Annotated in this window: 23 protein-coding genes and 3 tRNA genes; 13 read left to right on the top strand and 13 right to left on the bottom strand. The window is 51.3% G+C overall.

Annotated features, from left to right (window positions below):
- Positions 1-44 precede the first annotated feature (44 nt).
- From opgB to A7589_RS01630, 6 genes are all read right to left on the bottom strand, one after another.
- On the bottom strand, positions 45-2336 hold the full coding sequence (opgB, locus tag A7589_RS01655; protein WP_024191056.1) for a phosphatidylglycerol--membrane-oligosaccharide glycerophosphotransferase: 2292 nt from the start codon (positions 2334-2336) through the stop codon (positions 45-47).
- 254 nt (positions 2337-2590) lie between these two features.
- On the bottom strand, positions 2591-3082 hold the full coding sequence (gene yjjA, locus A7589_RS01650; protein WP_016231567.1) for a DUF2501 domain-containing protein YjjA: 492 nt from the start codon (positions 3080-3082) through the stop codon (positions 2591-2593).
- Between the two features lie 48 nt (positions 3083-3130).
- Positions 3131-3868: a replicative helicase loader DnaC gene (dnaC, locus tag A7589_RS01645; protein WP_000799917.1), complete on the bottom strand. Its 738-nt coding sequence runs from the start codon at positions 3866-3868 to the stop codon at positions 3131-3133.
- Positions 3869-3870: 2 nt separating this feature from the next.
- Entirely contained in the window at positions 3871-4410 is a 540-nt protein-coding gene (dnaT, locus tag A7589_RS01640; protein ID WP_010354019.1) for a primosomal protein DnaT, read from the bottom strand.
- Between the two features lie 106 nt (positions 4411-4516).
- Positions 4517-4990 carry a threonine/serine exporter gene (locus A7589_RS01635; protein ID WP_000525340.1) on the bottom strand — a complete coding sequence of 158 codons (474 nt, stop codon included), beginning with the start codon at positions 4988-4990 and terminating at the stop codon, positions 4517-4519.
- Entirely contained in the window at positions 4981-5751 is a 771-nt protein-coding gene (locus A7589_RS01630) for a threonine/serine exporter family protein (protein WP_010351504.1), read from the bottom strand. The genes A7589_RS01635 and A7589_RS01630 overlap by 10 nt, the downstream gene beginning before the upstream one ends.
- A 617-nt stretch (positions 5752-6368) precedes the next feature.
- On the opposite strand from A7589_RS01630, the gene A7589_RS01625 reads away from it, so the two are divergent.
- Together A7589_RS01625 and bglJ are read left to right on the top strand one after the other, a co-directional pair.
- Positions 6369-7094 (top strand): helix-turn-helix domain-containing protein, encoded by a 726-nt coding sequence (locus tag A7589_RS01625; protein ID WP_108188694.1) that lies wholly within the window; start codon positions 6369-6371, stop codon positions 7092-7094.
- On the top strand, positions 7052-7729 hold the full coding sequence (bglJ, locus tag A7589_RS01620; protein WP_024257318.1) for a DNA-binding transcriptional activator BglJ: 678 nt from the start codon (positions 7052-7054) through the stop codon (positions 7727-7729). Before A7589_RS01625 ends, bglJ begins: the two co-directional genes overlap by 43 nt.
- Positions 7730-7766: 37 nt before the next feature.
- On the opposite strand, the gene fhuF is transcribed toward bglJ, so the two are convergent.
- Positions 7767-8555 carry a siderophore-iron reductase FhuF gene (gene fhuF / locus A7589_RS01615; RefSeq protein WP_000222383.1) on the bottom strand — a complete coding sequence of 263 codons (789 nt, stop codon included), beginning with the start codon at positions 8553-8555 and terminating at the stop codon, positions 7767-7769.
- Between the two features lie 140 nt (positions 8556-8695).
- Between fhuF and A7589_RS01610 the strand changes: the two genes are divergently transcribed.
- Positions 8696-8932 carry a DUF1435 domain-containing protein gene (locus A7589_RS01610; RefSeq protein WP_016231568.1) on the top strand — a complete coding sequence of 79 codons (237 nt, stop codon included), beginning with the start codon at positions 8696-8698 and terminating at the stop codon, positions 8930-8932.
- Positions 8933-8970: 38 nt separating this feature from the next.
- On the opposite strand, the gene A7589_RS01605 is transcribed toward A7589_RS01610, so the two are convergent.
- The 4 genes from A7589_RS01605 to rsmC form a co-directional block, all read right to left on the bottom strand.
- Positions 8971-9057: transfer RNA gene (locus A7589_RS01605), tRNA-Leu, on the bottom strand.
- Between the two features lie 34 nt (positions 9058-9091).
- Positions 9092-9178, bottom strand: a tRNA-Leu gene (locus tag A7589_RS01600).
- A gap of 28 nt (positions 9179-9206) precedes the next feature.
- A tRNA-Leu gene (locus A7589_RS01595) sits at positions 9207-9293 on the bottom strand.
- Between the two features lie 199 nt (positions 9294-9492).
- A complete protein-coding gene (gene rsmC, locus A7589_RS01590) occupies positions 9493-10524 on the bottom strand; it encodes a 16S rRNA (guanine(1207)-N(2))-methyltransferase RsmC (RefSeq protein ID WP_001272313.1) in 1032 nt (343 codons plus the stop codon).
- A gap of 102 nt (positions 10525-10626) precedes the next feature.
- Between rsmC and holD the strand changes: the two genes are divergently transcribed.
- The 8 genes from holD to A7589_RS01550 all read left to right on the top strand — a co-directional run bounded on the left by holD (position 10627) and on the right by A7589_RS01550 (position 17092).
- Complete coding sequence (gene holD / locus A7589_RS01585) at positions 10627-11040, top strand: DNA polymerase III subunit psi (protein ID WP_000204018.1); 414 nt, start codon at positions 10627-10629, stop codon at positions 11038-11040.
- Positions 11009-11455 (top strand): ribosomal protein S18-alanine N-acetyltransferase, encoded by a 447-nt coding sequence (gene rimI, locus A7589_RS01580; RefSeq protein ID WP_001092461.1) that lies wholly within the window; start codon positions 11009-11011, stop codon positions 11453-11455. Before holD ends, rimI begins: the two co-directional genes overlap by 32 nt.
- A 14-nt stretch (positions 11456-11469) precedes the next feature.
- Positions 11470-12147, top strand: coding sequence for a pyrimidine 5'-nucleotidase (gene yjjG, locus A7589_RS01575; RefSeq protein ID WP_000870708.1), 678 nt, complete (start codon positions 11470-11472; stop codon positions 12145-12147).
- Positions 12148-12237: 90 nt separating this feature from the next.
- Complete coding sequence (gene prfC, locus A7589_RS01570; protein ID WP_000175961.1) at positions 12238-13827, top strand: peptide chain release factor 3; 1590 nt, start codon at positions 12238-12240, stop codon at positions 13825-13827.
- Positions 13828-14229: 402 nt separating this feature from the next.
- Positions 14230-14835, top strand: coding sequence for a molecular chaperone OsmY (gene osmY, locus A7589_RS01565; RefSeq protein WP_010352664.1), 606 nt, complete (start codon positions 14230-14232; stop codon positions 14833-14835).
- 115 nt (positions 14836-14950) lie between these two features.
- Positions 14951-15112: a DUF1328 domain-containing protein gene (locus A7589_RS01560; protein ID WP_000490275.1), complete on the top strand. Its 162-nt coding sequence runs from the start codon at positions 14951-14953 to the stop codon at positions 15110-15112.
- 121 nt (positions 15113-15233) lie between these two features.
- On the top strand, positions 15234-16307 hold the full coding sequence (locus A7589_RS01555) for a patatin-like phospholipase family protein (protein WP_010355357.1): 1074 nt from the start codon (positions 15234-15236) through the stop codon (positions 16305-16307).
- Positions 16304-17092, top strand: coding sequence for a metal-dependent hydrolase (locus A7589_RS01550; RefSeq protein ID WP_000563024.1), 789 nt, complete (start codon positions 16304-16306; stop codon positions 17090-17092). Before A7589_RS01555 ends, A7589_RS01550 begins: the two co-directional genes overlap by 4 nt.
- Before the next feature lie 114 nt (positions 17093-17206).
- Here A7589_RS01550 and A7589_RS01545 read toward each other — a convergent pair whose 3' ends face one another.
- Together A7589_RS01545 and A7589_RS01540 are read right to left on the bottom strand one after the other, a co-directional pair.
- Complete coding sequence (locus A7589_RS01545; RefSeq protein ID WP_001088361.1) at positions 17207-18070, bottom strand: YjjW family glycine radical enzyme activase; 864 nt, start codon at positions 18068-18070, stop codon at positions 17207-17209.
- A complete protein-coding gene (locus A7589_RS01540; RefSeq protein WP_001143199.1) occupies positions 18042-19592 on the bottom strand; it encodes a YjjI family glycine radical enzyme in 1551 nt (516 codons plus the stop codon). The genes A7589_RS01545 and A7589_RS01540 overlap by 29 nt, the downstream gene beginning before the upstream one ends.
- A gap of 257 nt (positions 19593-19849) precedes the next feature.
- Here A7589_RS01540 and deoC point away from each other — a divergent pair, with 257 nt between their 5' ends.
- Both deoC and deoA read left to right on the top strand, forming a co-directional pair.
- Complete coding sequence (gene deoC, locus A7589_RS01535) at positions 19850-20629, top strand: deoxyribose-phosphate aldolase (RefSeq protein WP_001298497.1); 780 nt, start codon at positions 19850-19852, stop codon at positions 20627-20629.
- 231 nt (positions 20630-20860) lie between these two features.
- Positions 20861-22183, top strand: coding sequence for a thymidine phosphorylase (deoA, locus tag A7589_RS01530; RefSeq protein WP_000477829.1), 1323 nt, complete (start codon positions 20861-20863; stop codon positions 22181-22183).
- The last annotated feature ends 9 nt before the right edge of the window (positions 22184-22192 follow it).

The raw sequence follows: 22192 nt of genomic DNA, 5'->3' as shown, positions 1-22192 counted from the left end.
TAAGACGTTTACGCGTCTTATCCGACCTGTAAATCCGTCAGTGTTTACCCTTCACGCGCCACCACTTTAATTTCCACCATCCCGATACCGAGTTTACGCGGCGAGTGACCGAGAATATTCCCTTCGTTGGTTGCGACGGGTTCCGGCGGCACAATCACCAGGGTGTCGGCATCGGTTGGGTTATCGAAATGCAGCGTAGTGGTGGTCACTTCGTTGCCCAGCACAATGGTTTGTTCTTCATTGCCAACGCGTACCGGAATGGGGCGGCTGGCGTTATTACCGTAGGCTTTGGCGGTAATCACCAGATCAAATTTCTTCGGCAGCGGATGCTTGTACTCGATTTTCACTTCATCGCCAAGCTGTGCATTAGACCAGCGACCCCACGACTCCGGACGGGAAATCCCGCTAAACTGTTTCACCTCTTCCGGCGCACCCGCGACGTTAAAGATGAAACTGTCTGCTTTGTAGCGAATATCGTTATCGACAATCTTCAGTGTATCGACATTGCCTTTGTAGCGTGCCATGTCGATGACCGTGTCCTTAAATGCCGTTTTACCTTTCCATTCTGGCTTATCGACATGCTGCACAGTTTGTTGCCCGCCAAGTTGCCCCTGTGAAACACACCAGTCGGTAGAAAGCGCCAGTTCCGGCGCCCACAACTGCCCCATTTTGTAGCAGCGGTCAACCCAGATGAAATTATCACGTGGGGCGAAATCGGCCAGTTGGAAACGCAGTGGTGCGGAGTATTCACTTTCTGGCAGCGGTTCCACTCGTTTGTCTGAAACCCGCAGCAGCAGCGGCAAACGGAAATGACTACCCGAGAAGGCGATCATGTTTTTATTCTGATTGATGGTAAATTCTTTTATCTCGGTGGGGAATTTCCACAGACGAATGATATCCGGCTTCCACGCCAGTACTTTCTCTTTCATGTTCAGGAACACTTCTGACATTGACTGACCAGAAAGGCTACTGCGTCCGAGGCCGATAAAATTATCACCACCAAGGATATCCAGTACCGTAGCGCCGTTATCCATCGTGTTGCGCTTCACTGCCAGCGTCTCTTGCTGCGGTTTGTCGCCACGGATGACAAAAAACAGGTTATTGCGATCCTGCTTATTGAGGTATTTCCACGCCGTGTTATTCATCGCTAAATGGTCAGAAGAGACGACGATGACGGTATCTTTAAACCACGGTGACGCTTTGATTTTGTTGATAAACGTCGCGATGTTCTCCTGGCTGCAACTTACCGCGCTGAATGACTGGTTCGGTTTTCCGTCAAAATCATATTTTTTGCGATTACAGGTACGAGAGATAAAACCATCCGGGTGATGGGTATCGACCGTCAGGGTAAACAGTGAGAACCGCTGACCAGAGCGGGAAAGCTCTTCAAATTTTTTCCATGCTTCATCCAGCACGGTATCGTCGTAGAATCCCCAGTCGTTGCGATAATGCGGGTCTGCGACCACGCTTTTTAGTTCTTCCGAGCCGTACAAATGGTCGAAGCCGTGTGATTTCAGGAACACATCTTTACCGGCAAAACGCAGATTGGCTCCCTGTACGAAATAGTTCTGATAACCCGAGTTTTTCAGGATATCGCCCAGACAGATGTTCTGCGGGAAGAAGCTGGAAACGGATGCAGAAGCGTTGCCTTCAAATGGAGCAAAAAGCGGAATACCACACTGGGAAGCCACCATGCCCGCAATCGTGTAGTCCGTTCCCGGCAACTGCTGCGTGTGGCTGAAATCCAGACTTTCATTTTTCAGCGCGCCCAGTTCAGGCGTGAGATCCGGGAAAGCATCGTTGTCAAAATAGGTGCGTTCGAGGCTTTCTCCGTAGATATAAACCAGGTTGAGTTTCGGGTCAGGAATGGTTTTCGACGGTTCTTTATAATAAGCCGCAAAGTCCGGATCGCCGTCGCGCGACTGGGATTTCACCAGTTCTGTTATCTGACGAAACGCCGGGCTGGCATCGACAGAACCCAGTGCCAGTAAGAGCGCCAAAAGGCTGTAACCAAAATGGTGCGGATGATGACGTCGGCGGCGCAGGATCCAGCCCAGTGCACCGAAAACGACTGCCAGTGCCAGTGCAATGCCAATACCAGGCAGGATATATTTGCTGACGCCTGCACCGGTCAGGCTGTTGGTTAAGGTATAGAGAACCGCGTCGTTAATACCATCGCCAGTAAAATAGTCGCTGGCAAACAGGGTAATATTTAAAACGACAAATAACCCTAACACCGTTAACGTGGCGGCAAACCACCAGGTGTTACGTCCCGCTTTCCATGCGTAGATCAGCACAGAGGCGAGAAACAAGGCAAATGAGAGTAGTTCTGACAACGGGCGATCCTCACTAAACCAGGCTGTGTAGCCGATGCTTAAGATTTTTTGAGAAACACAATGTAATGGCGCTGCCATATTGCTGCAATTCTAGTGTCAAAAAAATGCGATGTTGTTAGGAATTAGTTTATAAACAGACTTTTTTGATCGAGGTTGTTTCCCGGATAGCAGGGGATGAAAGCGTCAGAAGTGGGAAAAAGAGAAGGGGATTGCCGCGCCAGCCGATTAACAGCTAAAACGCGGCGTTATACGGATCAAGAGATAAAGTTCAGACCTTGCTTTAATACCAGATCGCAGGCTTTGGTTTTCACTTTCTCCGCCAGCGGAGTCGTACCGATGTTATCCAGATTAAGCTGCTGGCCATCTTTGGTTTTCAGCAAACCCTGAATGCCGTCCAGATAGTTGGTGTCTTCTTTCTGCTCTTCGCTGTTCAGACCCAGCTTCTCCAGTACCTGGTTTTTGATGTTTTCCGCATCGGTCACCGAAGCCAGCTTTTGCTTCGCGCAGTATTGCAGAATGCCTGCGGCATTGTTCATGTTATCTGCGCTTAATGCCTGATTGCCGCTACTAAGCAGGTTAGTTAATGAAGCGAGCGACCAGCCGCCTTCCTGTGTGGTGTTTTGATTGCCTAACTCGCTGGCGGCGCTGGAGAGCGCATCTTTCCAGGAAGCGGCATTCACCCCGGCGGAAATTAATGCGCTGGCGGTAATTGCACAGCACAGAAGGTGTTTAACAGTTTTCATCATCATTACTCAAGGTGGAATTTTGTCGCAGTATAACGCCGGGAATGGGGATTAATACTCTTTACCCGTTACCCGACTACGATAACTGTCCCAGTTGAAGATCACCCACAGACTGTTACCCAGGCGCATACGATCCATAACACGCTCGCCCAGCAACTTCGTCATTTCCTCCACATTGCTGTTTGTCAGCATTCCGGTTGGGCGCTTGGAAGAAGAGCGACGATCGACGATCTGATTGATGATCACTTTTTCGTATTTAGATTCGGTCTGCACGCCGATCTCGTCGATCACCAGTAGATCAACGTTGCTCAGATCGTTGAGCAGTTGTTCTTCACTGGCACCGCTATTTTTGAAGGTATCTTTCATCGCCGACATAATATCGGCAACAGTAATAATCAATACCGATTTGCCGCGCAGCAGTAGCTCGTTGCAGATTGCCGCCGCCAGATGGTTTTTACCGGTGCCCGGCTTGCCAGAAAAGATAAAGCTGGCGATGTTGCCGTCGAACTCTTCGACATACTGACGCGCTTTGCTCAACGCATTCATCTGCCCTTCGCATTCAACACGATAGTTCTCAAAGGAACAGTTCTGATGCAGCGGACGAATGCCGGAGCGGTTAAAGGTGCGCTGCATTTTCATCGCCCGATTCTCGCGCTCCAGTGCGGCGGAGCGGAGCGCCCCTTGTTCTTTCTGCCACGCCAGAAGTTCTTCACCCGTTTTGAAGGCGGGTTTGATATGGGCAGGCATCATTTTTTGCAGGCGTTGCATCAGGTCGCCAACGTTTTTCATCGTTACCCTCTGAATCCTGGTGGAATTTGGCTGTCAGGTTCGCTGACCGTGTTCACATCTCGTTTGGCCAGGCCGCCGTTGCTGGCGCGACCAATTTGCAGACTGCGCGCCAGTTTTTGCTGCCACTGTACATGGTGAAAGACTTTGCCTTCCGCCTGCCAGTAGGCAATGAATGAGGCCAGTTCTTCGGCGGTAGCGGGCTCTCTTAGTGCCACGCCCCACAACGCGGCCTGGCGAGTGAAGTCGGCATCGGGTCGCCAGTCTGGGTACATGGCAAATTTTCCCATCGGTACGGCAACGGGGGCAGTTTGCGGTTCCTGATAGAGTTGATCGTCCAGAGCGACATCGCTTCCCGGACGTGCCAGCTTTTCTTCCAGCGCCAGCAGTTCAGCAAGACGCGCGGGCGTGACGGCATAAAACGCCGGAGCGTTGTTAGCAAATACGGCAACCATTCCGCCTTCAGCTTTTGCCAGAATGGTCTGGTGATCGTGTACCAGGGCGTCAATACCAACGACGTCCGGGGTCAAAACTCTGGAAGACATACTGTTTCTCAATATGGAACGATGAACGAGAAGGGAGATTACTTTTATAGTAACACACGGATGAAAGGAGGCTGTCTCTCATCCGTGTGCTTTAAGCGAGGCAATTTTATACGCGAGGGCGCTTGCGGTACAACCATAATCCAGGAATGGAAAGACCGATGGATAATGCACCAACAATTGATGATGCCGTAAGAAAGTTGGTTAACAGGGTAATCATCAACGGCTCGCTATAACCTAACTGACTGATTTTTACAGCTGAAATCATTGCTGTATAAGCAGAAATGCCAGGGAACATGGGGATAACAGCCGCCACGGTAAAGACTTTTGGATGCGCCAGATACCAGCGCGACCATTGAATACCAATGGTGCCGACCAGCATAGATGCCATAAAGGTTGACCACTCAATATTCAGCCCGGTAGTCATTAAGATCATTCGTGAACCATGACCAATCGCGCCAAGCAGCGCACACCAGCGTAACGCCCGAACCGGTACATTGAATACCATCGCAAATCCGACCGCAGGAATTGCCGCGAGGATCATATCCTGCACCAACGCTATGAGAAATTCGATCATACCCATCCGCGTAGTCCCCAAATCGTCAGTGCCATCACCACGCCAACGCAGGTAGCCAACGTCAACAGGCTGGCAATTGCCCAGCGTGCCAGCCCGGTATTGATGTGGCCTTTAAACATATCGGCGACGGCATTAATCAACGGAAAGCCCGGCACCAGCAACAGAACGCTGGCCGCCATCGCTATGGTAGGCGTATGACTGAATGTCGGAAGTTGTAAAAGGAGGCCGGAAATCGTGGTGGCGGCAAATGCGGTGAGGCAAAAGTTTATCTGCGGGTGAAGATGGCGTTGTGCCAGCAGTTGGCGGATGTACATGGCGATCATGCTGGCAAAGAACGTAATCAGCGCGCCGTCCCAGCCACCGTTATTCAGTTTGCAGAAACAGGCGCAAGAAAGTCCAACCATCAGGGCTACCAGCCAACGCGGATAGCGCAGAGGATGTATTTGACTAAAACGCTTCTCCACACCTTTGCAATCCAGCAATTTATGTTCCGCCAGAATCACAATGTGCTGTACTTCAGTAACCACATGCATATTAATGCCGCGATCCTGATTTTTACGTGTCGAGGTTAAACATTGACCATCTTTAATGGTGGTCAGCACAATTGCGTTGGAAGAGATGGAGCTTTCAACGCAGTCCATCCCCAGCGCACGCCCAAGTCGTGAAGAAAGCTCATCCACCAGCGCACTTTCCGCCCCGTGCTGCAAAAGAAATAATCCGCACTGGATACATAGCCGTGTTACGGCTCGCTGTTGCTCAGTTTGCATAACTCGCCCTTTGTCATAGACGTGCTGCGTATTGTTCAAATAATGAGACCCCATTTGTATCATGAAGCGCGGTTGTTTTGGGGTTGGTTAAGATCAAAATTGCGCTGATTAATTCTGGTTATGGCCACAGGAAGCGATCTGCGTCGGAGGTCAAATAAATATCCTCATGAATATTATCACTGAAATGAATTTATGGTTTTGTTTTTACTTGTTTGGCTAATAGCAGGAGAAATCAATTTATCGAATCTGGATAAGAAATATCTTTCAGTTTTTATTGCTTTTTTTGTTGTTCTTTCGGACTAAAGGCCTTGTATTTAGCCTTTGGTCATTATTTTGAATGATATCGTAAACTGATTGGATTTGCGGTTTTTGATTAAGTATTTCTAACAACATAATTTAGATATTTTAAATGTGTCAGAGGTATTTTACCAGGTTATTATTTGATGCTAGCCTCCTGAAACATACAAAGGATTTTTGGTATGTCAGGGGTAAACTGATATGAAAGTGAATGCTAAGGATAATTTATTCGCTAGATCTATTAATTTGTTGGAGTCATTTGAGGGATGAATATCCTGATTAAACCATCATGATTTATAGAGAGTGGATATGGAGGATATATGTTGCCAGGATGCTGCAAAAATGGAATTGTTATCAGTAAAATACCCGTTATGCAGGCAGGATTAAAAGAGGTCATGAGGACCCATCTACCTGAATATGAAATAACGAGTAGCGCCTCTGCGGAGGAGTTGACCTTATTACAATTACGTCGTGCTGGGTTAGTGGTTGCCGATTTATCCGGCGAAACGGAAGACCCGTGTTCCGTTTGTGAACATTACTATTCATTGATCTCACAATACCGGGAAATACATTGGGTTTTCATGGTTTCGCGTGCCTGGTACTCCCCGGCAGTAGAACTGCTTATGTGCCCAACAGCGACGTTACTGTCCGATGTCGAACCCATTGAGAATCTGGTTAAGACCGTTCGTTCCGGCAATGCGTATGCGGATCGTATCAGCGCCATGCTGACCTCTCCGGCAATGACTGAAACTCAGGATTTTAGCTATCGCACCGTCATTCTGACCCTTTCAGAGCGCAAGGTACTGCGGCTGTTAGGCAAAGGATGGGGCATCAACCAGATAGCTTCATTGCTCAAGAAAAGTAATAAAACTATCAGCGCACAAAAAAACAGTGCGATGCGTCGGCTGGCAATTCACAGCAATGCTGAGATGTATGCATGGATAAATAGCGCGCAGGGTGCAAGAGAACTTAACTTGCCTTCTGTTTATGGAGATGCCGCAGAATGGAACACAACCGAATTAAGAAGAGAAATGTCGCACTTATAGAAAAATGCGTCATGAGCAGTATCGGTATTGAGAGTTTATTCAGAAAGTTTGCGGGTAACCCTTATAAGCTCCACACCTATACCAGCCAGGAGTCGTTTCAGGATGCCATGTCGCGGTTCTCGTTTGCGGCGGTTATTTTTTCTTTTTCTGCCATGAGAAGTGAGCGCAGAGAAGGATTATCTTGCCTGACTGAGCTGGCGATTAAATTTCCGCGTACCCGACGTTTGGTTATTGCAGATGATGATATTGAAGCACGGTTGATCGGTTCATTATCTCCATCACCACTGGACGGAGTATTAAGTAAAGCATCGACGCTGGAAGTTTTTCATCAGGAGTTATTTTTGTCATTAAATGGTGTGCGTCAGGCAACCGATCGGCTGAACAATCAGTGGTACATTAACCAAAGTCGGACGTTAAGCCCAACGGAGAGAGAAATATTGCGTTTTATGTCGCGTGGCTACTCAATGACACAAATTGCCGAGCAGCTTAAACGCAATATTAAAACCATCCGTGCGCATAAATTTAATGTGATGTCGAAACTGGGCGTCAGTTCTGATGCGGGGTTGTTGGAGGCCGCAGATATTCTGTTATGTATGCGGCATTGCGAAACAAGTAATGTGTTGCATCCCTATTAATCCGCATGATGCCGGGTTTACTTCCCCGGCAGTGCTTTCATTTCAGCGTACAATCGCCACATTGCTGCACATCCGGTAGGCGATAACGCTGGCAGCAGGTACGGCGCACCAGCAGGCCGTCGCGCAGTACCACGGTACGCCAGAGTGGATTGTCTTCGCCGCTGGTGAGTGTTTTCTCAAAAAAGAGGACATGGCGGAGCGATTCAACCGTCGCCTCGCCGAGCAACTGCTTCATTTCTGTCAGATACCAGTTAATCAAATAACCGGTATTACTCCAGATAAGTTTGCCGTTAATCTCTCCAGTCGCTTCTAATGCCTGCACTACCGGGACAAGCGCCTGGCTGACTAACGTTTCCATTCGCTGTTGTGGAGAATGTGTTGTTGCGTTTTTGTCTTCACACACATCGACCCAGAAACAGGCGGCGCGTCCGGTTTCGTGAAACTCAACGTGGAAATGCTCCGGGGAAAGGTCTAACGCTTTTTCCTGCGTCAGCAGCGCCAGCATTAAGGGTGGCACCATCAGGCCGATATACCATTGTGCCCACAACGAGATCAGCGGCTTGTTCTCGCGGATCATCATCGGTTGGTTGCGGTAGATATGATCGGAATAGACCGCCAGTAGAGAACTTAGCGCATTCGGTGATGACCATTGCGCCAGCGTCATGGCGTTAAGCGGGGTGGGTTCATCCAGACGGATAAACTCCAGCAAATGTTCACGATGTTTGGCGATCGTCGCACGTACGGCTTGTGCAAGCCCAGCATCCTGCGGCTGGAGATGCGTTCGCCAGATGACATCTTCAGGAAGCGGTGCGGAACGATAGGTCATAATCGTGATGGTAATCTAAATGATAATGATTGCTAATCCTAGCGATAGGTTTACCCGATAGCAAGGGATTTCTCTGGCTTGCAAATGATAAAAATTATCATATGATATTGGTTATCATTATCAATGAAAGAGATGAAACCATGTTGCAACGTACGCTGGGCAGTGGCTGGGGAGTGTTGCTGCCGGGATTGCTGATTGCAGGGCTGATGTATGCGGATTTATCGCCGGATCAGTGGCGGATTGTCATTCTGATGGGATTAGTATTGACGCCGGTGATGCTGTATCACAAACAGTTACGGCATTATGTATTGCTACCATCGTGCCTGGCGCTTATTTCTGGCGTCATGCTGATGATAATAAACTGGAATCAGGGATGATAAAGCAGGGAAGAAACAAGAGAGGAAGTAAAGATAATTGGTGCGAGGGGGGGGACTTGAACCCCCACGTCCGTAAGGACACTAACACCTGAAGCTAGCGCGTCTACCAATTCCGCCACCTTCGCACAGTCATCTTACTTTTTTTGATATCGCCTCGTTTGGTGCGAGGGGGGGGACTTGAACCCCCACGTCCGTAAGAACACTAACACCTGAAGCTAGCGCGTCTACCAATTCCGCCACCTTCGCCCAGTGCGAGCAATATCAACGTGGTTTTTGGTGCGAGGGGGGGGACTTGAACCCCCACGTCCGTAAGGACACTAACACCTGAAGCTAGCGCGTCTACCAATTCCGCCACCTTCGCATACCATCAATTCTTAAAAAGAATTGCTACCACGGAGGCGCATTCTAGTGGTTTTCAGCTTTTCGTCAATAGTTAATTATCGCCGGAGGTGTAATTGCTGGAAAAATGGCCATGAGCGGGTTGTGGATAATTCGTTTGTCGGTCAGATAAGACGTGTACGCCGCATCCGACACGGTATGCGGCGACAGATATCAGATACTCAACCTTTCTTCGCCTGGCGGGTCATAATGGCGCGATACACCTTGAAGCGCCCGGTTTGCGCGATAACTTCATGGAAGCCAAATGTCTCATCCAGCACGTCCGGGTAAGGCAGGAAGGCGTTCGCTACAATTCGCAGCTCGCCGCCGCTATTAAGATGACGCACCGCGCCGCGAATCAGCGTTTGCGCCGCATCCAGGCTGGTTTGCATCCCATCGTGGAACGGCGGGTTGGAGATGATCATATCAAAACGACCTTTCACCTCGGAAAAGACGTTGCTGGCAAAGACTTCACCTTCAACACCGTTGGCCGCAAGTGTTGCGCGGCTGGCTTCTACCGCCGGGGCAGAGACATCGCACAAGGTGAGACGAATTTTCGGCGAATGGCGCGCAAAGGCAACTGAAAGCACACCCGCGCCACAGCCGACATCCAGCGCTTTACCTTTCGTGTGCGGAGTTAACGTTGAGAGCAGCAACTGGCTACCGACATCCAGACCGTCGCGGCTAAACACGCCAGGCAGCGTTTTGACCGTCAGGCCATCGACGCTGTATTCGCCCCAGAATTTATCGGCATCAAATACCGGCTGTTTTTCCAGACGACCAAAATAGAGGCCACAGCGACGGGCGCTGTCGACTTTATTCAACGGCGCATAATCTGCCAGCATCTGCTCGGCGCTGCGCACGCCGCTGCGGTTCTCGCCAACAACAAAAATATCCGTCCCCACCGGCAGCAGAGAAAGTAAATTCATCAACTGGAACTGGGCTTCCGGTTTGTTCTTCGGCCAGTAGTAAATCAGCGTATCGCAATCTGCGACGTCATCCGCCGTGGCGACCAGACTGAAACGGGCGTTATCCCCCATCTGGCGGCTTAACACCTGCCAGTGGTGGAATTGCTGGGTATGAGCACGGCTGGCCGCGGTATCTAAACGCGCGGGCAGGTCATCCTGTAAGTCTCCGGCAAACAGAATACGGCTTTGTTCGAAATCATCACTGTGACGCAGCAAGACTTCACTTGCCGGGGTAAATGCAGACATGGAATGCTCCTCAATTGATACTGGCGGCGATTATAGCCATATGTTGGCGCGGTATCGACGAATTTGCTATATTTGCGCCCCTGACAACAGGAGCGATTCGCTATGACATCCCGACGAGACTGGCAGTTACAGCAACTGGGCATTACCCAGTGGTCGCTGCGTCGCCCTGGCGCGTTGCAGGGGGAGATTGCCATTGCGATCCCGGCACACGTCCGTCTGGTGATGGTGGCAAACGATCTTCCCGCCCTGACTGATCCTTTAGTGAGCGATGTTCTGCGCGCATTAACCGTCAGCCCCGATCAAGTGCTGCAACTGACGCCAGAAAAAATCGCGATGCTGCCGCAAGGCAGTCGCTGCAACAGCTGGCGGTTGGGTACTGACGAACCGCTATCACTGGAAGGCGCTCAGGTGGCATCACCGGCGCTCACCGAATTACGGGCAAACCCAACGGCACGCGCCGCGTTATGGCAACAAATTTGCACATATGAACACGATTTCTTCCCTCGAAACGACTGATTTACCAGCGGCTTACCACATTGAACAACGCGCCCACGCCTTTCCGTGGAGTGAAAAAACCTTTGCCAGTAATCAGGGCGAGCGTTATCTCAACTTTCAGTTAACGCAAAACGGCAAAATGGCGGCGTTTGCGATTACGCAAGTGGTGCTGGATGAAGCTACATTGTTCAATATTGCGGTCGATCCCGACTATCAGCGTCAGGGACTGGGAAGGGCGCTGCTTGAACATCTGATCGACGAACTGGAAAAACGCGGCGTGGCGACGCTATGGCTGGAAGTCCGTGCTTCAAATGCTGCCGCCATTGCCCTGTACGAAAGTTTAGGCTTTAACGAGGCGACGATTCGCCGCAATTACTACCCCACCACGGACGGTCGAGAAGACGCCATCATCATGGCGTTGCCAATCAGTATGTAAGACAAGGTGGAATAATGAAGTGGGACTGGATTTTCTTTGATGCCGATGAAACGCTGTTTACTTTTGACTCGTTCACCGGCCTGCAGCGGATGTTTCTTGATTACAGCGTCACCTTTACCGCTGAAGATTTTCAGGACTATCAGGCCGTTAACAAGCCACTGTGGGTGGATTATCAAAACGGCGCGATCACTTCATTACAGCTCCAGCACGGGCGTTTTGAGAGCTGGGCCGAACGGCTGAACGTCGAGCCGGGTAAACTCAACGAGGCCTTCATTAATGCGATGGCGGAAATCTGTACGCCGCTGCCGGGGGCGGTTTCCCTGCTTAACGCCATTCGTGGCAACGCCAAAATCGGCATCATCACCAACGGCTTTAGCGCCTTGCAACAGATGCGTCTGGAACGCACGGGGCTGCGTGATTATTTCGATTTGCTGGTGATTTCCGAAGAAGTTGGCGTTGCCAAACCGAATAAGAAAATTTTCGATTATGCGCTGGAACAGGCGGGCAATCCTGACCGTTCACGTGTGCTGATGGTTGGTGACACCGCTGAGTCCGATATTCTCGGTGGCATCAATGCCGGGCTTGCGACCTGCTGGCTGAATGCGCACAATCGCGAGCAACCAGAAGGCATCGTGCCCACCTGGACCGTTTCTTCGTTGCACGAACTGGAGCAGCTCCTGTGTAAACACTGATTGCCTCCCCCCCGTTGATGGGTAAAATAGCCGCAATTTTTCGTTTTCAACAAGCGCGGCGCGATGCCGCTTACTCAAGAAGAAAGAATTATGACGTTGTCTCCTTATTTGCAAGAGGTGGCGAAGCGCCGCACTTTTGCCATTATTTCTCACCCGGACGCCGGTAAAACCACCATCACCGAGAAGGTGCTGCTGTTCGGACAGGCCATTCAGACCGCCGGTACGGTAAAAGGCCGTGGCTCTAACCAGCACGCCAAGTCGGACTGGATGGAGATGGAAAAGCAGCGTGGGATCTCCATTACCACATCTGTGATGCAGTTCCCTTATCAGGACTGCCTGGTTAACTTGCTCGACACCCCGGGGCACGAAGACTTCTCGGAAGATACCTACCGTACCCTGACGGCGGTGGACTGCTGCCTGATGGTTATCGACGCCGCAAAAGGTGTTGAAGATCGTACCCGCAAGCTGATGGAAGTTACCCGTCTGCGTGACACGCCGATCCTCACCTTTATGAACAAACTTGACCGTGATATCCGCGACCCGATGGAACTGCTCGATGAAGTTGAGAACGAGCTGAAAATCGGCTGCGCACCGATCACCTGGCCGATTGGCTGCGGCAAGCTGTTTAAAGGCGTTTACCACCTTTATAAAGATGAAACCTATCTCTATCAGAGCGGTAAAGGCCACACCATTCAGGAAGTCCGCATTGTTAAAGGGCTGAATAACCCGGATCTCGATGCTGCGGTTGGTGAAGATCTGGCACAGCAGCTGCGTGACGAACTGGAACTGGTTAAAGGCGCGTCTAACGAGTTCGACAAAGAATTATTCCTTGCGGGCGAAATCACTCCGGTATTCTTCGGTACTGCGCTGGGTAACTTCGGCGTCGATCATATGTTGGATGGCCTGGTGGAGTGGGCACCTGCGCCGATGCCGCGTCAGACCGATACCCGTACCGTAGAAGCGAGCGAAGACAAATTTACCGGCTTCGTATTTAAAATTCAGGCCAACATGGACCCGAAACACCGCGACCGCGTGGCGTTTATGCGTGTGGTATCCGGTAAATATGAAAAAGGCATGAAGCTGCGCCAGGTGCGTACCGCGAAAGATGTGGTGATCTCCGACGCGCTGACCTTTATGGCGGGCGACCGTTCGCACGTTGAGGAAGCGTATCCGGGCGACATCCTTGGTCTGCACAACCATGGCACTATTCAGATCGGCGACACCTTTACCCAGGGTGAGATGATGAAGTTCACCGGTATTCCGAACTTCGCACCGGAACTGTTCCGTCGTATTCGCCTGAAAGATCCGCTGAAGCAAAAACAGCTGCTCAAAGGGCTGGTACAGCTTTCCGAAGAGGGCGCGGTGCAGGTGTTCCGTCCCATCTCCAACAACGATTTGATCGTCGGTGCGGTTGGTATACTGCAGTTTGATGTGGTGGTGTCGCGCCTGAAGAGCGAATACAACGTCGAAGCGGTGTATGAGTCAGTCAACGTCACCACCGCCCGCTGGGTAGAATGTGCGGACGCGAAGAAATTCGAAGAGTTCAAGCGTAAGAACGAAAGCCAACTGGCGCTCGATGGCGGCGATAACCTTGCTTACATCGCCACCAGCATGGTTAACCTGCGCTTAGCGCAAGAGCGTTATCCGGACGTTCAATTCCACCAGACCCGCGAGCATTAATTCTTGCCTCCAGGGCGCGGCAGCCGCTGCGCTCTGTCAATTTCCCTTCCTTATTAGCCGCTTGCGGAATGTTCTTAAAACATTCGCTTTCGCTTATGTTTGCTCGCTTTTTAGCCGATACGGCGAGCGGTTTCAAAATTGTGATCTATATTTAACAAAGCAATGACATTTGTGTCGGCGTTAAATACCGTTATGTACGTGGGTAACAGTATTTAAAACCGTTAACTGTCATTCGATTGATATTAATAACTGATTCAGAAGCTGTAACGGTCGTTATTCATCACCCATCGCTTTTGTGATGGCGACCATTGACTTCTGTCGAGGGTGAAGTCTCTCCCTATTCAGCAATGCAACCTCGTGTTGCCTGGCTCAAATTACGAGCAAACATACAGGAATAAATCGATGACTATGACAAGACTGAAGATTTCGAAAACTCTGCTGGCTGTAATGCTGACCTCTGCCGTCGCGACCGGTTCTGCCTATGCGGAAAACAACGCGCAGACCACCAATGAAAGCGCAGGGCAAAAAGTCGATAGCTCTATGAATAAAGTCGGTAATTTCATGGATGACAGCGCCATCACTGCGAAAGTGAAGGCAGCTCTGGTGGATCATGAAAATATCAAGAGCACTGATATCTCTGTCAAAACCGATCAAAAAGTCGTGACGTTAAGCGGATTTGTTGAAAGCCAGGCACAGGCCGAAGAGGCAGTGAAAGTGGCGAAAGGCGTTGAAGGCGTGACCTCCGTCAGTGACAAACTGCACGTTCGCGACGCTAAAGAAGGCTCTGTGAAGGGCTACGCAGGTGACACCGCCACCACCAGTGAAATCAAAGCCAAACTGCTGGCGGACGACATTGTTCCTTCACGTAAAGTGAAAGTTGAAACCACCGATGGCGTGGTTCAGCTCTCCGGAACCGTAGATTCTCAGGCACAAAGCGACCGTGCTGAAAGTATCGCCAAAGCGGTAGATGGTGTGAAAAGCGTTAAAAATGATCTGAAAACTAAGTAATTCGTCGTAATTCGTCCTCCCGAACTTTGTCGGGAGGCGCGATGTGCACCACACTAAAAATATCGCATTGAATGAATATCAAGCGGTGACATTAACTATGGTAAAGGAGAGGCTTATGTTTCGTTGGGGCATCATATTTCTGGTTATCGCGTTAATCGCCGCCGCACTTGGGTTTGGTGGTCTGGCCGGTACTGCAGCGGGTGCTGCGAAAATTGTCTTTGTCGTCGGGATTATTCTGTTCCTGGTGAGTTTGTTCATGGGCCGAAAACGACCCTAGATTTCAGACGATTAAGAAAATTTTATCCAAAGCCAGTCCAGCGGACTGGCTTTTGCGGTTTTAGCGAATAATAAATTGCGTTACTTTGTCATTCTTTCACAACAAAAACAGGAAGGCAGAGGTGGGGCAGCGAATACCTGTAACGCTTGGTAATATTGCGCCGTTGTCGCTAAGGCCGTTCCAGCCTGGACGAATTGCGCTGGTGTGCGAAGGCGGCGGGCAGCGTGGAATTTTCACGGCTGGTGTGCTGGATGAGTTTATGCGCGCGCAGTTTAATCCTTTCGATCTCTATTTTGGCACGTCCGCCGGGGCGCAAAATCTTTCGGCCTATATCTGCAACCAGCCTGGTTACGCGCGTAAAGTCATCATGCGCTACACCACAAAACGTGAATTTTTCGATCCAGTGCGTTTTGTCCGTGGAGGAAATCTTATCGATCTCGACTGGCTGGTGGAGGCCACTGCAAGCCAGATGCCGTTGCAGATGGATACCGCCGCGCGGTTGTTTGATAGCGGCAAATCGTTTTATATGTGCGCCTGCCGCCAGGACGATTACACGCCGAACTACTTTTTGCCAACCAAACAAAACTGGCTGGATTTGATTCGCGCCTCCAGTGCTATTCCCGGTTTTTATCGCACCGGAGTTTCACTTGATGGGATTAACTATTTTGATGGTGGCGTCAGCGATGCGATCCCGGTTAAAGAAGCGGCAAGACAGGGGGCGAAAACGCTGGTGGTGATCCGCACCGTGCCGTCGCAAATGTACTATACGCCGCAGTGGTTTAAACGTATGGAACGTTGGCTGGGTGACAGTAGCCTACAGCCGCTGGTCAATCTGGTGCAGCATCATGAAACCAGTTATCGCGCCATCCAACAATTTATTGAGAAACCGCCCGGCAAGTTACGCATTTTCGAAATTTATCCGCCGAAACCGTTGCATAGCATCGCGCTTGGCAGTCGGCTTCCGGCGCTACGCGATGACTATAAACTTGGGCGTTTATGCGGTCGCTATTTCCTGGCCACAGTCGGTAAAATGCTAACCGAAAAAGCACCGTTCACTCGCCATCTGGTACCTGTGGCGACGCCGGAACCAATCGTCATTCCGCCTGCACCGGTTGCCAACGATACGCTGGTTAGCGAGGTGATAGACGCCCCGCAGGCGAACGACCCGACATTTAACAACGAGGATCTGGCTTGATTTGCCGTTTTATCGACACCCACTGCCATTTTGATTTTCCGCCTTTTAGCGGTGATGAAGAAGCCAGCCTGCAACGCGCGGCACAAGCGGGGGTAGGCAAGATCATTGTTCCGGCAACCGAGGCGGCAAACTTTGCCCGCGTGTTGGCGTTGGCGGAGGATTTTCTGCCGCTGTATGCCGCATTGGGCTTGCATCCTGGTATGTTGGAAAAACATAGCGATGTGTCGCTGGAGCAGTTACAGCAGGCACTGGAAAGGCGCCCGCCGAAGGTGGTGGCAGTAGGGGAGGTAGGCCTGGATCTTTTTGGCGACAATCCACAATTTGATCGTCAGCAGTGGTTACTCGACGAACAACTGAAGCTGGCGAAACGCTACGATCTGCCGGTGATCCTTCATTCACGGCGCACGCATGACAAACTGGCGATGCATCTTAAACGCCACGATTTGCCGCGTGCTGGCGTTGTCCACGGATTTTCTGGCAGCCTGCAACAGGCCGAACGGTTTGTGCAACTGGGCTACAAAATCGGCGTAGGCGGCACTATCACCTATCCGCGCGCCAGTAAAACCCGCGATGTGATAGCGAAGTTGCCGCTGGTATCGTTGCTGCTGGAAACCGACGCGCCGGACATGCCGCTAAATGGTTTTCAGGGGCAGCCCAACCGCCCGGAGCAGGCCGCCCGTGTGTTTGCCGTGCTTTGTGAGTTACGCCCGGAACCAGCGGATGAAATTGCCGACGTGTTGCTTAATAACACGTATGCGGTGTTTAGCGTGCCCGATGGCTGGTAAGGCCGTCCGTAAGTGAATACTGGTGCTGCTTGTTCCCCTCACCCTAACCCTCTCCCCAGAGGGGCGAGGGGACTGATTGTGCTTGATGTTGAGTTTTGCGACATCTCTGGCTTATCACAAATACAGCGCCGGAAATATCAATCGACTTACCCCGCGCTCCTTTAACGCGCCAGCCAACTGCTCAACATCTTCCGGAGTGGCGCTCGGCCAGCTTTGCGCCTCGCCATACACGCCGTGGGCATGAAACGCGTTCAGGCGTACCGGAACATCGCCAAGTCCCTTGATAAACACCGCCAGTTCTTCGATGTGTTGCAAATAATCCACCTGATTGGGGATTACCAATAAACGCAGTTCCGCCAGCTTGCCGCGCTCTGCAAGCAAACTGATGCTGCGCTTAATCTGTTGATTATCGCGTCCGGTTAACTGTTGATGACACGCGCTACCCCACGCTTTGAGATCGAGCATTGCGCCGTCGCACACCGGAAGCAATTTTTCCCAGCCGGTTTCGCTCAACATGCCGTTACTGTCCACCAGACAGGTGAGATGGCGCAATTGCGGATTATTTTTGATAGCAGTAAACAGCGCCACCACAAACGGCAGCTGCGTCGTGGCTTCGCCGCCGCTCACCGTTATCCCTTCAATAAACAACACCGCTTTGCGGATATGACTAAGCACCTCGTCCACGCCCATGGTTTGTGCCATCGGCGTGGCATTCTGCGGACACATCTTCAGGCAGGTGTCGCACTGCTCGCAGACTGCAACGTTCCACATTACTTTGCCGTCGGCAATCTGCAACGCCTGATGTGGACACTGCGGCACACATTCCCCGCAATCATTGCAGCGTCCCATCGTCCACGGATTGTGACAATTTTTGCAGCGCAGATTGCAGCCCTGCAAAAACAGAGCCAGACGACTGCCTGGCCCGTCAACGCAGGAGAAAGGGATGATCTTACTGACTAAAGCGCATCTGCTGTTCATGGCTTATCACGCGCGGCTGGCGTTCCAGAATACGAGTGTTACGTGCAGCTTCTTCGCCCAGCCAAGTGGTATTGGTACGTGAACCTTCGGCACGATATTTTTCTAAATCCGACAAACGCACCATATAACCGGTAACGCGAACCAGATCGTTACCGCTGACGTTGGCGGTAAATTCGCGCATTCCGGCTTTAAAGGCACCGAGGCAAAGCTGTACCAGCGCCTGCGGATTACGTTTGATGGTTTCGTCGAGCGTCAAAATGTCGCTGATCCCGGAGTAATAATATGCATGATGCGGGGCGACGGTTTGCAGATGGGTGATTGGATCTGGCTCATCGCCATACGGCAGGCGCGCCCCCGGCGTGGTGCCGATATCGGAACTGATCCCCGACTGTGCGTGTAACATGGCGCGTTTTTGCCAGCCATATTTCACTGGCGTGCTGGCGACAAACTCCGCCAGTTGCGCGCTGATGCGATAACCCACTTCATTTGCGGCGGCTTCTTTACCGTAGCGCGCGGCAATCCCTCCTTTCTCGCACAGCAAGTTAACCGCTTCCGCCAGCCCGTACATGCCAAACATCGGCACAAAACGTTCAGGATCAATCAACCCTTCTTTGACCAGGAAGCTATTCTCAAAGAAGTGTGATTGTTGATAGAGAAATTCACATCGCGCATCGATGATGGCGATCTGCTGCTGGCAGTAGTGCGGTAGAGTGCGCGTAAAGAAGTCATCCAGCGATTCACTGCGCTCGGCAATGGCTTTCAGGTTAAGGCGTACCAGCGTACTGCCACCGCCAGCCAGCGGCAGCGAGTTGTAACAGCTTACGATCCCGTAACCCCCTTTTGTGAAAATTTTATCATGTACCGGACCGTTGGCGATGTGCGGTTTGCTACATTCACAAATGTTTTTTGCCACTTCCAGCAGCAGATCATCAGGAGTGATCTCAGGATCGTAGATAAAGGTCAGATTTGGTGAAACCTGCTTCAGCTCTGCATCTGCGCGTAAAATTGCACGGGTGATGGGGGAATCGGACGGGCCGATATTGGCATGCATAAAAGCGTCTGGCAGGGTTCTGTCGAGATAACGCCAGAAACGTTTTATTCGAATATCGATTTCGTCTTGTGTTAGAATTTTAACATGCGGTTGCAACAACGCATCCAGTTGCCCCAGGTAGACCGGCATTGATGTGACTGACGGGACATGGTGATAAAGAATGGTCAGCAGGGAGAGCGCATCATCAAGATCTTTCGCGCCTTCCAGCTCTAGCCATTCAGAACCGTTCGCCAGAAAACGGGCGTAATCGGGTAATACATAGCGCGGTTTGTATGGCGCATGACCTTCAAACATATCGCAGATTACGCCTTCATCCAGCGCGCGGCGGGCTTCGGCAGGAAGCTGTGGGTAAGGCAGATTGTTTTCTGCTTCCAGCGCCAGAAAATGGCGCTTCTGCTCCGGACTAAGTACCGGACTGGTGACAATTTGCTGGCAACGTTGTTGCAGCGCAATTTCATGAGAAGTGGGCATCTTCTTTTCCTTTTATGCCGAAGGTGATGCGCCATTGTAAGAAGTTTCGTGATGTTCACTTTGATCCTGATGCGTTTGCCACCACTGGCGCATTCATTTGAAAGTGAATTATTTGAACCAGATCGCATTACCGTAATGCAAATTTGTAAGTAGATTTTCTTAATTGTGATGTATATCGAAGTGTGTTGCGGAGTCGATGTTAGAATACTAACAAACTCGCAAGGTGAATTTTATTGGCGACAAGCCAGGAGAATGAAATGACTGATCTGAAAGCAAGCAGCCTGCGTGCACTGAAATTGATGGACCTGACCACTCTGAATGACGACGACACCGACGAGAAAGTGATCGCCCTGTGTCATCAGGCTAAAACTCCGGTCGGCAATACCGCCGCTATCTGTATCTATCCTCGCTTTATCCCGATTGCTCGCAAGACTCTGAAAGAGCAGGGCACCCCGGAAATCCGTATTGCTACGGTAACTAACTTCCCACACGGTAACGACGATATCGACATCGCGCTGGCAGAAACCCGTGCGGCAATCGCCTACGGTGCCGATGAAGTTGACGTGGTGTTCCCGTACCGTGCGCTGATGGCGGGTAACGAGCAGGTTGGTTTTGACCTGGTGAAAGCCTGTAAAGAGGCTTGCGCAGCGGCGAACGTGCTGCTGAAAGTGATCATCGAAACCGGTGAACTGAAAGACGAAGCTCTGATCCGCAAAGCGTCTGAAATCTCCATCAAAGCGGGTGCTGACTTCATCAAAACCTCTACTGGTAAAGTCGCGGTGAATGCGACGCCGGAAAGCGCGCGCATCATGATGGAAGTCATCCGCGACATGGGCGTAGAAAAAACCGTTGGTTTCAAACCGGCGGGCGGTGTGCGTACTGCGGAAGATGCGCAGAAATATCTCGCGATTGCAGATGAACTGTTCGGTGCTGACTGGGCAGATGCGCGTCACTATCGCTTTGGCGCTTCCAGCCTGCTGGCAAGCCTGCTGAAAGCTCTGGGCCACGGCGACGGTAAGAGCGCCAGCAGCTACTAAGCTGTCTTTTGCCAGAGGGCGGATGCTACGGGTCGGGTGCCCCTGTAGGACTGATAAGACGCGTCAGCGTCGCATCAGGCTGTCAGCAGTGATGCCGGATGCGGCACGAACGCCTTATCCGCCTACGGGGCGAGTGCCGTGTAGGCATGATAAGAAGCGGTCAGCATCAGGCAATAACAACATCCGCCACCTGGCAACAACGCCTTCAAACTTATTCCACGGGAGGTTACCTTGTTTCTCGCACAAGAAATTATTCGTAAAAAACGTGATGGTCATGCGCTGAGCGATGAAGAAATTCGTTTCTTTATCAACGGCATTCGCGACAACACTATCTCCGAAGGGCAAATAGCCGCCCTCGCGATGACCATTTTCTTCCACGATATGACAATGCCGGAGCGTGTCTCGCTGACGATGGCGATGCGAGATTCAGGAACCGTTCTCGACTGGAAAAGCCTGCATCTGAATGGCCCGATTGTTGATAAACACTCCACCGGCGGCGTCGGCGATGTGACTTCGCTGATGTTAGGGCCAATGGTCGCTGCCTGTGGTGGTTACATTCCGATGATCTCCGGTCGTGGTCTCGGTCATACTGGCGGTACGCTCGACAAACTGGAATCAATCCCTGGCTTCGATATCTTCCCGGATGACAACCGTTTTCGCGAAATTATTAAAGATGTCGGCGTGGCAATTATCGGCCAGACCAGCTCACTGGCTCCGGCGGATAAACGTTTCTACGCAACCCGCGATATTACCGCAACCGTGGACTCCATTCCGCTGATCACCGCCTCTATTCTGGCGAAGAAACTTGCGGAAGGTCTGGACGCGCTGGTGATGGACGTGAAAGTGGGTAGCGGCGCGTTTATGCCGACCTACGAACTCTCTGAAGCCCTCGCCGAAGCGATTGTTGGCGTGGCTAACGGCGCTGGCGTGCGCACCACTGCGCTGCTCACCGATATGAATCAGGTCTTGGCATCCAGTGCCGGTAACGCGGTTGAAGTGCGTGAAGCGGTGCAGTTCTTGACGGGTGAGTATCGTAACCCGCGTCTGTTTGATGTCACGATGGCGCTGTGTGTGGAGATGCTTACCTCCGGCAAACTGGCGAAAGATGACGCCGAAGCGCGCGCGAAATTGCAGGCGGTGCTGGACAACGGTAAAGCGGCAGAAGTCTTTGGTCGTATGGTCGCGGCACAAAAAGGCCCGACTGACTTCGTTGAGAACTACGCGAAGTATCTGCCGACAGCCATGCTGACGAAAGCAGTCTATGCTGATACCGAAGGTTTTGTCAGTGAAATGGATACCCGCGCGCTGGGGATGGCAGTGGTTGCAATGGGCGGCGGTCGCCGTCAGGCATCTGACACCATCGATTATAGCGTCGGCTTTACTGATATGGCGCGTCTGGGCGACCAGGTAGACGGTCAGCGTCCGCTGGCGGTTATCCACGCGAAAGACGAAAACAGCTGGCAGGAAGCGGCGAAAGCGGTGAAAGCGGCAATTAAACTTGCCGATAAAGCCCCAGAAAGCACACCAACTGTCTATCGTCGTATCAGTGAATAATTGTATACT

The organism is Escherichia sp. MOD1-EC6475 (genome assembly GCF_003046645.1).
In the GTDB taxonomy this organism is placed as follows: Bacteria; Pseudomonadota; Gammaproteobacteria; order Enterobacterales; family Enterobacteriaceae; genus Escherichia; species Escherichia ruysiae.
This window is presented reverse-complemented; position numbering and strand designations above follow the sequence as displayed.

Bases quoted from the DNA above. Each gene is read 5' to 3' on its own strand.
- yjjA (WP_016231567.1), bottom strand. From the start codon at position 3,082: ATGATGAAAACTGTTAAACACCTTCTGTGCTGTGCAATTACCGCCAGC.
- dnaC (WP_000799917.1), bottom strand. From the start codon at position 3,868: ATGAAAAACGTTGGCGACCTGATGCAACGCCTGCAAAAAATGATGCCT.
- deoC (WP_001298497.1), top strand. From the start codon at position 19,850: ATGACTGATCTGAAAGCAAGCAGCCTGCGTGCACTGAAATTGATGGAC.
- A7589_RS01540 (WP_001143199.1), bottom strand. From the start codon at position 19,592: ATGCCCACTTCTCATGAAATTGCGCTGCAACAACGTTGCCAGCAAATT.
- rimI (WP_001092461.1), top strand. From the start codon at position 11,009: ATGAACACGATTTCTTCCCTCGAAACGACTGATTTACCAGCGGCTTAC.
- bglJ (WP_024257318.1), top strand. From the start codon at position 7,052: ATGGAACACAACCGAATTAAGAAGAGAAATGTCGCACTTATAGAAAAA.
- prfC (WP_000175961.1), top strand. From the start codon at position 12,238: ATGACGTTGTCTCCTTATTTGCAAGAGGTGGCGAAGCGCCGCACTTTT.
- fhuF (WP_000222383.1), bottom strand. From the start codon at position 8,555: ATGACCTATCGTTCCGCACCGCTTCCTGAAGATGTCATCTGGCGAACG.
- osmY (WP_010352664.1), top strand. From the start codon at position 14,230: ATGACTATGACAAGACTGAAGATTTCGAAAACTCTGCTGGCTGTAATG.
- A7589_RS01560 (WP_000490275.1), top strand. From the start codon at position 14,951: ATGTTTCGTTGGGGCATCATATTTCTGGTTATCGCGTTAATCGCCGCC.
- rsmC (WP_001272313.1), bottom strand. From the start codon at position 10,524: ATGTCTGCATTTACCCCGGCAAGTGAAGTCTTGCTGCGTCACAGTGAT.
- A7589_RS01610 (WP_016231568.1), top strand. From the start codon at position 8,696: ATGTTGCAACGTACGCTGGGCAGTGGCTGGGGAGTGTTGCTGCCGGGA.
- A7589_RS01630 (WP_010351504.1), bottom strand. From the start codon at position 5,751: ATGCAAACTGAGCAACAGCGAGCCGTAACACGGCTATGTATCCAGTGC.
- A7589_RS01545 (WP_001088361.1), bottom strand. From the start codon at position 18,070: ATGAACAGCAGATGCGCTTTAGTCAGTAAGATCATCCCTTTCTCCTGC.
- A7589_RS01635 (WP_000525340.1), bottom strand. From the start codon at position 4,990: ATGGGTATGATCGAATTTCTCATAGCGTTGGTGCAGGATATGATCCTC.
- dnaT (WP_010354019.1), bottom strand. From the start codon at position 4,410: ATGTCTTCCAGAGTTTTGACCCCGGACGTCGTTGGTATTGACGCCCTG.
- holD (WP_000204018.1), top strand. From the start codon at position 10,627: ATGACATCCCGACGAGACTGGCAGTTACAGCAACTGGGCATTACCCAG.
- A7589_RS01625 (WP_108188694.1), top strand. From the start codon at position 6,369: ATGTTGCCAGGATGCTGCAAAAATGGAATTGTTATCAGTAAAATACCC.
- yjjG (WP_000870708.1), top strand. From the start codon at position 11,470: ATGAAGTGGGACTGGATTTTCTTTGATGCCGATGAAACGCTGTTTACT.